This window comes from Boseongicola sp. (assembly GCF_057460485.1).
In genome coordinates this window covers 1-13,085 of the sequence record NZ_JBVCWP010000095.1, presented here as the reverse complement: position 1 = coordinate 13,085, position 13,085 = coordinate 1, and the positions used below count along the sequence as shown (strand labels likewise).

9 protein-coding genes and 1 pseudogene are annotated in these 13,085 nt (G+C 56.6%); 3 read left to right on the top strand and 7 right to left on the bottom strand.

All coding sequences use genetic code 11. The features are described from left to right. Nucleotides 1–227 precede the first annotated feature (227 nt). A complete protein-coding gene (locus AC221Y_RS12250) occupies nt 228–1,898 on the top strand; it encodes a BCCT family transporter (protein WP_299758298.1) in 1,671 nt (556 codons plus the stop codon). Between the two features lie 240 nt (nt 1,899–2,138). Here the strand turns inward: AC221Y_RS12250 and AC221Y_RS12245 are convergent, their stop codons facing one another. After that, nucleotides 2,139–3,218, bottom strand: a complete 1,080-nt coding sequence (locus AC221Y_RS12245) for a dipeptidase (protein WP_299758301.1) — start codon at nt 3,216–3,218, stop codon at nt 2,139–2,141. Further along, a complete protein-coding gene (locus AC221Y_RS12240) occupies nt 3,215–3,973 on the bottom strand; it encodes a gamma-glutamylcyclotransferase (RefSeq protein WP_299758303.1) in 759 nt (252 codons plus the stop codon). The genes AC221Y_RS12245 and AC221Y_RS12240 overlap by 4 nt, the downstream gene beginning before the upstream one ends. A 581-nt stretch (nt 3,974–4,554) precedes the next feature. On the opposite strand from AC221Y_RS12240, the gene AC221Y_RS12235 reads away from it, so the two are divergent. Both AC221Y_RS12235 and AC221Y_RS12230 read left to right on the top strand, forming a co-directional pair. Further along, nucleotides 4,555–5,532 carry an LOG family protein gene (locus AC221Y_RS12235; RefSeq protein WP_299758305.1) on the top strand — a complete coding sequence of 326 codons (978 nt, stop codon included), beginning with the start codon at nt 4,555–4,557 and terminating at the stop codon, nt 5,530–5,532. Between the two features lie 33 nt (nt 5,533–5,565). Then, the gene (locus AC221Y_RS12230) at nt 5,566–6,963 is read left to right on the top strand and encodes an MBL fold metallo-hydrolase RNA specificity domain-containing protein (RefSeq protein ID WP_486707412.1); all 1,398 of its coding nucleotides are present in this window, start codon (nt 5,566–5,568) and stop codon (nt 6,961–6,963) included. Nucleotides 6,964–7,238: 275 nt separating this feature from the next. Here AC221Y_RS12230 and AC221Y_RS12225 read toward each other — a convergent pair whose 3' ends face one another. From AC221Y_RS12225 to AC221Y_RS12205, 5 genes and pseudogenes are all read right to left on the bottom strand, one after another. Then, on the bottom strand, nt 7,239–7,493 hold the full coding sequence (locus tag AC221Y_RS12225; protein ID WP_299750222.1) for an acyl carrier protein: 255 nt from the start codon (nt 7,491–7,493) through the stop codon (nt 7,239–7,241). Next, nucleotides 7,490–8,683 carry a dihydrolipoamide acetyltransferase family protein gene (locus AC221Y_RS12220; protein WP_299750225.1) on the bottom strand — a complete coding sequence of 398 codons (1,194 nt, stop codon included), beginning with the start codon at nt 8,681–8,683 and terminating at the stop codon, nt 7,490–7,492. Before AC221Y_RS12220 ends, AC221Y_RS12225 begins: the two co-directional genes overlap by 4 nt. Nucleotide 8,684: 1 nt before the next feature. Further along, entirely contained in the window at nt 8,685–10,676 is a 1,992-nt protein-coding gene (gene pdhA / locus AC221Y_RS12215) for a pyruvate dehydrogenase (acetyl-transferring) E1 component subunit alpha (protein ID WP_299750228.1), read from the bottom strand. Further along, nucleotides 10,673–12,415, bottom strand: coding sequence for an acetate--CoA ligase (gene acsA, locus AC221Y_RS12210; protein ID WP_486707411.1), 1,743 nt, complete (start codon nt 12,413–12,415; stop codon nt 10,673–10,675). The genes pdhA and acsA overlap by 4 nt, the downstream gene beginning before the upstream one ends. Before the next feature lie 371 nt (nt 12,416–12,786). Next, nucleotides 12,787–13,085 (bottom strand): annotated as a pseudogene (locus tag AC221Y_RS12205) (histone deacetylase family protein); the annotation flags it as partial.

Genomic DNA, 13,085 nt, shown 5'->3' with positions numbered 1-13,085 from the left:
GTCAACCACTTTTACAGTGCTTTTTATGCCCCAGTCCGGTGAACAGCAGTTTCTTGGGGGGTATCTGCCAGCCTAATCCTTGACCCCGGTGGCGATTTGACGCGTCATAAGGCCATACTTCGCGATCGTCTTTAAGAGCACTGTCAGGTGCCGATGAGATGAAGTTTTTGGCACGAGCGTTGGCAACCAAAAATGACGCGAAGAAACGATAACTTGAGGGACATAAAATGCCAGTCAAACCACCAATCACCCATTTGCCGATCCGCATCGCTGAGACCGGGTTTTATAAGGGGTTTACCAAAGACGTCACGATCACATCGAAGTTTGCAGTCGGGGCGTTAATTCTTTGGGCAATCGCGTTTCCCGATCAAGCAGCCTCTGTGTTGGGCCAGCTTAACAATATCATTTTGGCGACCTTCAGCTTTTGGTACGTCTATGTGATGGCGTTCTTCGTTATCCTTTGTTTCGTGTTGGCGCTGTGGCCCGCCGCAGGAAAATTGCGATTAGGACTTGAGGACGACAGGCCCGAATTCTCTAATTTTTCATGGTTTTCGATGATGTTCGGTGCGGGTATTGGTATCGGCATGCTGACGTTTGCGACGGCAGAACCGATGTACCATTTCGCCAAGAATCCCAGCACGATCATGGGGCTGACCGAGGGCAGTACGGCGGGCAACGTGCGTGACGCCTACATCTGGTCTTTCACCCATTGGGGGCTGGCCGCTTGGGCATCCTATGCCATCGTAGGCCTGGCTTTGGGTTACTTTTCGTATCGTCGCGGCTTGCCACTGACTATCCGGTCAGCGCTGACCCCGATCTTTGGTAAATCCTTGTCGGGTCCAGTTGGCCATGCCGTGGACGTGGTCGCGGTTGTTGCCACGGTGCTCGGTGTTGCTCAAACCCTCGGCTTTGGAGTCGAGCAATTCGTCTCGGGACTGACACGGATTGGCTTTGGTGATTGGCTGCAAACAACAGCTGCTGACGGAACGACATCGTCATCCACCATGGGCATTGTCGTGGCTTTGGTTGTCATTATGGGCGCCTCGACCCTTTCGGCGCTGTCTGGCGTCGGCAAGGGCATCAAGTGGTTGTCGAATATCAACATGGGCCTGAGCTTCTTCGTACTAGCCTTTTTCCTGATCTTCGGGTCGACCTTTTTCGGACTGACGGCGCTTATCGTGGGTATTTGGGATTATCTGATTTCCATTCCCGGTAATATCTTGACGGTTTGGAGCAAGGACGGAACCGAAACCGGTGATGCACTCGCCGGTTGGCAGGGTGGCTGGACCATCTTCTATTGGGCCTGGTGGATCGCGTTCGCGCCGTTCGTTGGCGTGTTCCTTGCACGGATTTCGAAGGGCCGCACCATTCGCGAGTATGTCTTGGGAGCGATGATTATTCCTGCGCTCATGTGTTTTGTCTGGTTTGCACTTGTCGGCGGCACGGCCATCGATCTTGAGCTGTCAGGTGAGGCCGCAGGCGCAATCACTGGCGCAGGTCAAGCCGACCAATTGTTCGCGATGCTGGCGGTTATCCTAAGCCCGGCCTTGGCTTACCTGATGTCCGTTGTGGTCGTGATCTTGCTGCTCACATATCTCGTGACATCGGCGGATAGTGCAGTGCTGATCATTAACACAATCAACGCTGGGGGCGACGAAGGCCCGAAAGCGCGCCCACATATCTTGTTCTGGGGCGCGGCATTGGCATTTGTTGTTGGCGGTTTGATCATCGCCGGAGGTCTGGGTGCAATTCAGACAGCCATGGTGATCGGCGCGCTGCCATTCAGTCTTGTTATGGTGTTGATGGGGCTGTCGTTGATCAAGGCGATCTGGCGCGACAGTATGCGGCTGAAGCATGGTCTGCCGACGACGCATGCTGAGGGTGTGCCCGCCGAATAGGCCTTTGTACTCAACTTTCTGGGGCCCCGGTGTTTACCCACCGGGGCCCTTTTGGATTAATAAGATGGCGCGCGCCGCTGCACGTATCACCGCTTGCTCACTTCGACTTTCTTCCTGAGCCGGATCATGGGCCGTTATAAGCTTAAGCGTGCTTTCACGGTGTCATCCCTGAGCGCCTTGGTTTGGGGAACCGTCCGCCGGTCCAGCATCCCTATTTGATATCACAATCCAGTAAGAAATTTATGTGACCGTCTCAGTGCGCAAAGTACGCTCTAGACAATTGATCCAGTTATCTCGCGCCAGCTTTGCAAGAAGGGATTGGTCATACCCATGCTTTCCAAGAGCCGAAAGAAAGCTAGGAACACCCGTCACATCGCCAATTAATTTCGGAACAATACAACCGTCAAAGTCCGACCCCAGGCCGACATGATTTTCGCCCAGATGTTCGATCAGATAGTCCATCTGCCTGAACAGTGGCTCCCAGCCCATATCATTTGCCGCGGTGCCGTTCTCGTTGATGTAGAAGGTCGCGTAGTTGAAGCCGACCATGCCGCCCGTTTCGCGGATTTGTGCCAATTGGCGGTCTGTAAGGTTACGCGGGGTTTCACACAAGGCGTAGGCGTTTGAATGGGTGGCCACCAAGGGCGAGGTGCTGATCTTAGCGACATCGTTGAAACCCGCGTCGTTCAAATGCGACAGGTCAATAACCATGCCAAGCTCGTTGCAAAGCCGTATGAGGTCCTTGCCTTTTTCGGTCAAGCCGTTGCCGATGTCCGGAGAACCGGGGAACTTCATCGGCACACCTTCGCCAAAAATTGTCGGTCGGCTCCAAACCGGCCCAAGCGAACGTAAGCCCATCTCATAAAACAAATAAAGCGCGTCAAGATCAGGGCCGATGGCCTCGGCGCCCTCCATATGCATGACGCCAGCGATGATGTCATCTGACATGGCGTTGCGAACGTCCGAGGCTGTCCGGCACACTTTAAAGTCATTGGGGGCGACGCGTTCCATCCAATGCAACAGACCCGCCATGGTCATCGCCATGGGCTGAGCTTCACCGTGGTTCATTTGCGGCGGCGTCGGCAGGTCATAGGGCGGGCTTGACATCAGTGTGGCGAAATCTGGCGGTGGGCCACCGGAAATCGGCGGCACGAATATCGCGAACAGTCCTCCAGCAAATCCGGCCTGTTTCATGCGCGCCAAATCAAGGTGACCGTTGCCTGTGCGACCAAGCCAGACTTCCTCGCGCCGGGCCGCTGTGAACATCAACCGTAGGAGAAAATCATTATGTCCGTCGAAAAATGGAGTGCGTTCTGTCACGGTTTAGCCTCGTCTAAAAGATGTTTTTGCGCGTCGCAGCGCGCTCTGGTTTGCGTCAAAAGCGATGAGGACTCTTCGTCTATGATGCCGAGCGCATCAAACTGTGCGACAATATTTTCCAAATACTCAAGGCTCGTACCCAGAATCCCAACACCGTTTATAAGACAGTTTATTTGCTCATCCCGGCTAATTTCACCGCATATCTGCTCTGCTTGATGATCGGCCGTAAAGGTAAGGACCTTTCGCTGCTGATCCCCCGTATCGGCAGTTACAAAAGTCGGAATATAGGTTGGGGCGACCAATTCCCGGCGCCAAAGAATTTCGGTTTCGACGTCGACGATGTCTTGGGGAATTCGAAATGCCAACCCGTCGCAGCCATCGCCATGATCAAGGGCTGCCATTAGGCCTGGCACTTCGCGGTTTCCGCGCCCTCCGTAGATTTCTTTAAGTATGAATCGCCGTGAATAGTCCGCCACCTTGGCCCGACGAACCTCGGAAAACTTGAAAGCGGGATCCCACATCAGCGACCCATAGGCAAAAACCCAAAGGTCTTCATCAGGGTGGTCTTTCAGAGCCTCGAGGCGGCTTTGTTCACGCTCATCATCTGTGTGAAGAAACTCACCAACCCATTCCAGTTCGGGGTGTTTCTCCAAAATAGACTCAACACGAAACGTCCGAAAAAACGACGTCAACGGATCGGTGATCTTGTCACGCAATTCCGGATGATGGCGGAAGGGGTCTTCCTCAGGCTTCATCTGCGGGTCTCATTTCAATCGTGTTTCCGCTCAGTGCTGCAGGAGCCACGTTACACAGGCTCTTCCATTCTGTCTCTGTGCATTCGTCCAATGTCATCTCTAGGAGGTGCTCCAAACTTGGGGCCGTTCAATCCTGAAGACTGCGAGCCTCCAAATTAAGAGGCCCCGCGTCGCCCTAATCAACGCGGTGTGCTGATTAATTGGGGGGAGGTCATGCGGATTTAACGTCAATGCCAGCGCCGTAGACCGCAAAACCGGTGCCTCTTGATGACTGTACTTTTGTTGGCCTCGGTTCGAGGAATTGCATGACTTCAGGCTTCTCAACTCGCGTTCCAACCAGAACTCAGACCAGTGCAATCCTACACATTTTCCTATTTGCGGCGTTGTTTTGGGTCATGTTGAGTGCTGTATTCGTTCGATAGCTTGATTTTGATCAAGGTTGCCCGCTCTCTTTCAGGGATGCTCAACCGAAGTGAGCGGGTTTTGTCCTTTTGCTGGTGACAACACTGTGGAGATGAGTTCGCTGGTGAACTTTTACCCTATCGCCGCGGGCAGGGCGCAAGACTATGAGGGGATAAGACTTGAAAAACCGAAGAACCATTACGCTGCCCACAGGCACGGTTCCAGGACCCGCACCTAAAATCAGGGACGTGCCTTTGCCTGGGCAATCGCCAAAGGCCGCCAGAGAAGACAATGATGCTCCGGCGCGCGTTGCAAAGATCCTGAGCAGTGAAGGTTATCTGCAGGCCGATGAGGACGTGGCTTTTCTTCGGTCAGACAATATGCGTGGTGTGCGACTGCAGCTTGATTTCATGAAAGCCGAACATGGGCTCGAAGCCCATGATGTGAAGCATACGATCGTTGTGTTTGGCAGCACCCGTATTCCCGAGCCAATTGCCGCGCGCACACGGCTCGAGAAGGCCCGTAGCAGGTTGGTCACGGACCCTGAAGACCCCGAATTGGTACGGGAGGTGAAAATCGCGGAGCGCGTTCTGCTGCGCGCTCCATATTATACTATTGCCCGGGAGTTTGGCGCTGCGGTCGGCAGTATAAAAGAGGCCCGCGACGGCGGTCAGATCGCAATGATGACAGGCGGTGGACCCGGTATGATGGAGGCGGCGAACCGGGGCGCGTTTAATGCAGGGGCAAAGTCCATCGGCCTGAACATTACTCTGCCAAATGAGCAGTTTCCCAATCCGTATCTAACACCGGGGCTTTGTTTTCGGTTTCACTACTTTGCTCTGCGCAAAATGCATTTTCTGAGCCGCGCGCGGGCCCTCGTCGCCTTCCCAGGTGGCTATGGAACTTTGGATGAACTGTTCGAGACTCTCACACTAGTGCAGACTCGAAAAATTGCGCCTTTGCCGATTATATTGGTCGGACGCGAGTTCTGGTCTCGTGCAATTGATTTTCCGTTTCTCGTCGAAGAGGGGGTCATCGACCCCGAAGACGAGGATCTCTTTTGCTTTGCCGAAACGGCTGATGAAATCCTGAAGATCATTGCTGATTGGTACGCGCAAGCCGGGCAACCGCTCATCGATTCCCCGGAAGACCTCTGACCACTTACACCGATATGACAACAGGAGAGCCCAATGAAGCTATCTTTTCACGGCGCTGCCAGAAACGTCACCGGCTCCTGCCATCTTCTTGAAGCAGGAGGACTACGGATATTGATCGATTGTGGGGCGTTCCAAGGAACACATCACGCGGATGAGGAAAATTCTGGTGATTTCGGCTTCAATCCTGCAGAGATCGATATCTTGCTTCTCACCCATGCGCATTTGGATCATTGCGGCCGTATTCCGCTGCTTGTGAAACGTGGCTTTACCGGCAGCATCATAACAACTGCAGCAACCCGTGATCTGGCCAAGCTGATCATGTTGGATTCTGCAAATATCCATGAGGAAGATGCGTCAAGAGCGTCTCGGCGAAATCGGCGCTCTGGCGGCGAAACGATCTCGCCGCTTTACGGTCAGATCGATGTTCTGTCTGCTTTGGATTATTTTGGACCAAATATCAGGTATAATGAAGAGCTTGCGTTGAATGATGCTGTGAAGGTCCGTTTCATCAACGCTGGTCATATCTTGGGTTCAGCTTCAATTGTAGTGGCGGCTACGGAAGATGGAACCACGCGCCGAATTTTGTTCTCCGGCGATCTTGGCAGCCCGGGGCATGCACTGTTGTCAGATTTTACACCGCCACCAGAGTGTGACTACGTCGTAATGGAGACGACTTACGGTGATAGGGTGCACAAAAACTTGGAAACCTCAGTTGCCGAACTCGTAGACGCGATAGAAAGCACGATCGCGAAGGGCGGGAATGTCGTTATCCCTACCTTCGCAATGGAGCGGACTCAAGAGATCCTATACCATCTTAAAAAGGCGATTGAGGGGGGTGATCTACCTGCATCCTTGACGGTCTTTCTCGATAGCCCGATGGCAATCTCAGCGACCGAGATATTCAGGCGCCATTCCGAGGGCTTCAGTGTGGAACTTCGTGACAATATGCGAGCGGGAAAACATCCGTTTGACCTGCCGGGACTTCGTTTCACCCGACAGTCTGCAGATTCAATTGCGATCAACCGCATCAGAGGAGGTGCGATCATTATGGCGGGGTCCGGAATGTGCACCGGTGGCCGTATCAGACATCATCTTAAACACAATATTTGGCGTTCAGAGAGCAGTATTGTCTTTGTTGGCTTTGCCGCGCAGGGAACGCTGGCGCGCCAGATCGTCGATGGGGCAAAGCATGTCCGCATCTACGGAGAAAAAATTCAGGTAAAGGCGCAAATCTATACAATCAACGGATTTTCCGCACATGCCGACCAGCTTGAGTTGCTGGATTGGGTGTCTCACACGGGAAAACCCAAAACAGTTTTCCTGGTTCACGGGGACTACGACAAAGGAATGCCCGACATGAAAGAGGCACTGCAAAAAAAAGGGTTGTCGGTCGAGTGTCCGGCTCTTCATGACGAAGTTGGTCTGGCTTGAGCGGTTTTCATAAGAACCTGTTTTAGGGCAGGCGGGCTGGTTACCGATCGGGTGGCTAAAGTGCACTCGAACGTATGCTATTGCGACGAGGGAAGCGCGCCATGCTCCGGTTTCGCTCTAAGCTAAGTCTTTAGAACTTCTCCGCGGCGCTCCAAGCTGACCGGTGGCGTTTGGCTGCTACCTTTGGCTGCGGGCGTGATAAGAAGATCCCAAGAGGAAGTTGAGAAGGTGCTGACTGCTGGTCGTCGGTAAATCCTGGGCCCTACCGTGATGGCTCAGGCGCCCGCGACAGAATTGCGAGCGAGATAAAGGGCCGCCAGGCCGGGAGTCGCGATCTCAATGTACTCTGCCTCCGGGATGTTGACGCCTAGGCGCTCGTGAAGCGCGACGACAAGGTTCAGTATGTCCATGGAATCAAGTCCAAGGTCGTCCTGAATGTGATCGTCGTCGCCGACTGTGGCAGAATCAATATCTGGAGCGACACGTGTGAGTTCTTCGAGGAAGATAGCTCGGAAGTCCGTCTCAGTCATAGCTCCTCCGGGAGTTGCAAAAGCGTTTCAAAGGTGGTGATGAAGTGGGCGATCTGGCGGCCATCGGCGACCCGATGGTCTGCCGAGACGGAAATCGTCACGACGCGTCGTGGCACCACGGTCCCGTCAACTATCCAGGGCCTTGTTTGGGGTGCCCCGAGGCCGACGAGCGCAACCTGTGGGGGAAAGATGACGCCAAGCATCATTTCGGAACCGGTCTCGCCCAAAGCTGAGATCGTGAGCGTTCCTTCGGTCATTTCGGAGCTTCTGAGCCGTCCGGCACGTGCGCGGGTCACAAGGTCGCGCATCCCCGCCATCGTCTCGTCCAGCGTCATCGCAGGGGCATTCATCAGAGCCGGGGCCACGAGCCCGCCACCTCTGAGCGCCACAGCGATGCCTGGATTGACCGTATCCGACAGATGGAACCCATCGGCGGAGTAATGACCGTTTAGAACCTTTACCTTTTTTACCGCAAGCGCGACTGCCCGGACAAAAAGCGCACCGAGCAGGAGACGCTCTGCCGGGGTCCTATCTTCGTTGCGCGCGGTCAGCCAATCGACTGCAGGCTGAATATCGATGGTGTGCGACAGGTAGACATGTGGGATCGTCTGCTTGGAGCGGGTCATCGCAGCGGCGATTGCTTTGCGCATCTCTTGCATTGGCGAGCTGGCGGGCGATAACTTCGGTTCGCTCTGTGCGCCAGTCCCTGTGCCATCGATGTCCGACAGGACGATCACGCCCCCCGGACCACTTCCCTTGATCGATGCGAGATCGACCCCGAGTTCGCGGGCGCGGACCCGCGCGGCTGGAGAGGCCGCGGGTGCTCCCATGGAGACCGGAACTGTGGTCGGCGGGGGCGTCGTGGGCTCAGCCGGAGCATCGGGAGCAAAGGGCCTGTGCTCTGGAGCCGCTTCCGGTTTGCGCTCTGGTTCGGCGTCGGGCGGCGACGTCTCGCCCTCGGCTAAGATGATCGCCAGCGGCGCACCCACTGGCAGCTCCTCTCCAAGTTTCGCTTCGAGGCGGTACACAGTGCCCTCTTCGAAAATCTCGATCTCGATCGCGCCCTTCTGAGTTTCAATCACGGCAACCGCATCGCCGCGGTGCACCTTGTCGCCGGGCTGGACCAACCATTCAACTAGTGTCCCGGCCTCCATATCGGCCCCGAGGGATGGCATGCTGAAAACACCCATCTCAGCGCCCTATCACGGCTCTGGCGGCGGAGACGATCTTGTGGACCTGGGGTGTTGCGGCGTCCTCGAGGTGTTTTGGGTACGGAATAGGCACCTCTTCCGAGCAAACCCGTGCTACCGGGCCGTCAAGGGACCAAAACCCCTGCTCCATGATCCGGGCCATGATCTCGGCTGACAGCGAGCCAGAGCGCCAGCCCTCGTCTACGATCAACGCGCGGCGTGTCTTGGCGAGTGAGGTCAGGATGGTGGCATCGTCGAGTGGGCGGAGCGTTCGCAGGTCAATCACTTCAGCCGAAATGCCAGCTGCAGCAAGTTCATTTGCCGCTTCGAGCGTCTTAAAAAGGGAGCCGCCATAGGTGATGAGGCTCAAGTCCGTTCCTTCTCGCCGCACGGCAGCTTTCGAAATGTCCACCGGTCCGGCCGCTGCGTCGATCTGGTCGGTCATGTTGTAGAGCATTACATTTTCGAAAATGAGCACCGGGTCAGGATCCTGAAGCGCGGTCCAGAGCATACCGCGCGCATCCTCGACCGTTGCGGGGGTGAGGATCTTAAGTCCGGGTATATGAGCGTACCAGCCCTCAAGGCTATGTGAGTGCTGCGCTGCCAGTTGTTTGCCGGCACCCGTTGCCATGCGAATGACCAGTGGTACGCCAAACTGACCGCCGGACATATGCCGGATAGTGGCGGCTGTATTCATGATCTGATCGAGCGCGAGCAGACTGAAATTCACCGTCATCAGCTCGACAATCGGCCGCATACCGTTCGCGGCCGCGCCGATCCCCGCCCCTGTGAACCCGGATTCGGAAAGCGGCGTGTCGCGGATGCGATCTTCACCGAATTCGGCCATCAGACCCTTTGAAACGGCGTAACAACCGCCATAGGCACCGACGTCTTCACCCATCAGGAAGACACGCTCGTCGCGCTGCATCGCTTCGCGGATCGCCTGTTTGACCGCCTCGCGATAGGTGATCTTGACGGTTTCTCCCGACGGCGGGGTGCGTTCAAATTCCGGCGCCTTGCCCAAAACATGGGTGGTAAGGTGTTCCACCGGCTCCCATTTTCCGGCTTCGGCGAAGGCGACAGCCTCGTCGATTTCGTCAGATACCCGAGCTTCGATCGCGTCTACGTCTTCCTGATGGAGCAGTTTATTATCCAGAAGCCAATTCTGGAACCGCACGATTGGGCCCTTCTTGCGCCAAGCCTCGGCCTCGGTCTTGTCGCGGTAAAGCTGAGCGTCGAACATTGAATGCGCACGGAACCGGTACGTTTGACATTCGAGGAAAACCGGATCGCCGGTCTCGCGGATGCGCTGGATCGCCTTCCGGCTCGCGGCTTCAACCGCGACCACGTCCATCCCGTCCACCTGATGTGCCTCGATCCCATAGGCAGCGGCTTTCTTGTGAATGTCGGTTTCGGCTTCGGTCCGCGCGAGGGCCGAACCCATGGCGTAGCCGTTGTTCTCGCAGACGAAGAGGACCGGCAGGCCCCAAAGCTTGGCGAGGTTTAGCGTCTCATGGAACTCGCCCTCCGCCACCGCGCCCTCACCAAAGAAGCAGACGGTCACATGATTGTCGCCCCGCATTCGGTCAGCGAGCGCCAGTCCCCCGGCCAGCGGCAGCCCACCGCCCACGATGGCATTGCCGCCATAAAGGTTCGTCTCTGCGTCGAAGAGGTGCATCGACCCGCCGCGACCGCCGGAACAGCCTTCGACCTTGCCGTACATCTCGGCCAGAACCCTGTTCATCGAGACCCCTCGTACCAGTGCGTGGCCGTGTTCGCGGTAGGTGGCGACGATCTTGTCTTCGGGCCCGAGAACCGGGATGATCCCTGCTGCGATCGCTTCTTCTCCGTCATAGAGATGAAGGAATCCCCGAATCTTTTCCTCCGTATACATTTCGGCGCATTTATCCTCGAAACGCCGGATACGGATCATGTGCCCGAGAAGCGTCAAAACATGCGCTCGGTCGAGCTTCGGCTTGTCTGTCACAGTCATGTCTCGTCCGTCTCCAATGTGGAAATGTCGCCCTCGGGCAGTCCCAGTTCGCGCGCCTTCAAAAGCCGCCGCATGATCTTGCCCGAGCGCGTCTTGGGCAGCGTGTTCCGGAAGAGAATCTCGCGGGGCGCCACGGCGGGCCCAAGTTTCTTTCGGGCATGGCCGCGGATATCGCGCTCCAGATCGTCAGACCATTCGAAATCTGGATTGAGAGTGACATAGGCCTTCACCACCTCTCCGGCGGTCTCGTCGGGCACGCCGATCACGCCGGCTTCGGCAACGGCCGGGTGTTCGATAAGGGCACTTTCAACTTCGAACGGGCCGATTAGGTGACCAGAAGACTTGATGAGATCGTCCGCACGGCCAACGAACCAGAAATACCCGTCCTCGTCTCGCATTGCCAGATCGCCAGACAGGTACCAGCCATCAACAAAGCATTTGTCATAGCGCGCCTGCTCGTGGAGGTAGGAACGCATCATCGAAGGCCAACCGGGCCGGAGCGCCAGTTCGCCAATCTCCTTTGGCCCGAGGTCACTCAGTATCCCATCCTTGCGCGCGACAATCCCGGCCTCGATCCCGGGCATTGGTTTGCCCATGGAGCCCGGTCGCACTTCCATGTCTGGGAGGTTCGCGATCATGATCCCACCGGTCTCGGTCTGCCACCAGTTGTCGTGGAACGGTTGGCCAAAGACCTTCCCACTCCACACCACAGCTTCGGGATTCAGGGGCTCACCCACGCTCGCAAGGACACTGAGAGAAGAAAAGTCGTAAGGTTTAGCGGCCTTCGCCCCAGCGCGCATCATCATCCGGATAGCAGTGGGCGCGGAATACCAAGACTCGACTTTTTCCCGTTGGATCGTGCCGTACCAGCGGTCTATGTCGAACTCTGCCTCGTCCACGATCATCGTCACTCGGTTCACCAGCGGCGAGATGATTCCGTAGGAGGTGCCGGTGACCCAGCCCGGATCGGCCGTGCACCAGTAGATTGTGCCTGGGGTCAGGCCCAAAGCCTTGCGGCCGGAAAAAGCGTGGTAGAGCACGGCATTGTGGACATGTACTGCACCCTTCGGTTTTCCGGTCGTGCCTGATGTGAAATGGATGAGTGCGGGGTCCTCGGGATTGGTCCGCACCGTCTCGAACTCCGGCGACGCCGCACGCAGCGCGGGGCCAAGCGCGACGCAGCCCTCAGGCGCCTCCTCTCCCGCTATCAGCACAAGTTCGAGTGAGGGAATTTCATGCCGCCAGGCAGCGATCTTGCGCTTGTAGATAGAGGCCGTGGTGACCAAGACCTTTGCCGATCCGATCTCCATCCGTGTCCGAATTGGCTCGGGCCCGAAGGCCGAGAAGAGCGGCGAGAATACGAGCCCCGCTTTCAGTGTGCCTAGGGCGCAAGCATAAAGCTCGGGCACCCGCCCCATCAACGCGAAAAGACTGTCGCCTTTCCCGAGGCCGTGGCTGGCCAGAACGTTCGAGAACTGAGCCGCCAGGCTAGCCATTTCTCTGTATGTAAGGTCGCGACTGCCCCCGGCCTTCCCGAGCCATCGCAGGGCCACCTGTTCCCCGTGGCCGGCGATCACGTGGCGGTCGAGCGCCTCGTGAGCCATGTTCAAAGCTCCGTCGAGGCCATCGATCATGCCCCGTGCCTCTGCCCAATTGTCGTCTTTCAAATTGCCCGCCAATCTATCAGAACCAGAAGATTCACCGGCGGGCGCGATCGCTCTGGTGTTGCTATCATGCATTGCGCAGCTCTCCTTTCTATTGTGATAAAATCGAATATTGCTGAGGCGCGCTATGACGCAGGTCAATTCATCGGGATTTCTATGGGAGTATAGGGGCAACGACGACTGCATTCCGGCTCGCAGCTGCGATGCGGGCACTGTCAGGCAAAACCGGCTTGGGGCGGGCAGGGCGGTTTCGTAACCTCACCCGATCACAAAACGTTCCCTTTTCGCTCTTTCAAGACGTTTCCGGAGCATCCGTCATGCGCAAGGGCTCTTTTCGACCCAGAAACGGTCGGCTTTGATCAAAACGACGCGCACTCCGCTGGCAGGCATTGCGGCAGCGCTGGTTCCCGCTATCCCGCCACCGATGACAATGATGCCGCGCTGGGTCATACGCTCTGAAATCCGTTCAACACACTTGTCAGGTTATCGCCCAGTTCGTCACACAAGTAACCGCCCTCCTGCACAAACAACGTCGGCACATTCAGGCCTGCAGGGGCAGCACCGATACGCGCAAACCCGGGCGTCGTTATGGCTAGCCCTTTGAAGGGGTCGCCTATGTAAGCGTCCAGCCCGAGAGCGATAACGACGGCATCTGCTCCGAAGGCGGCCATACGGCTCAGCGCGGCTTCAAGCGTTGTCAGAAAATCGTCGTCATTGGTGCCGCGCGCAAGCGGCAGGTTGAGGT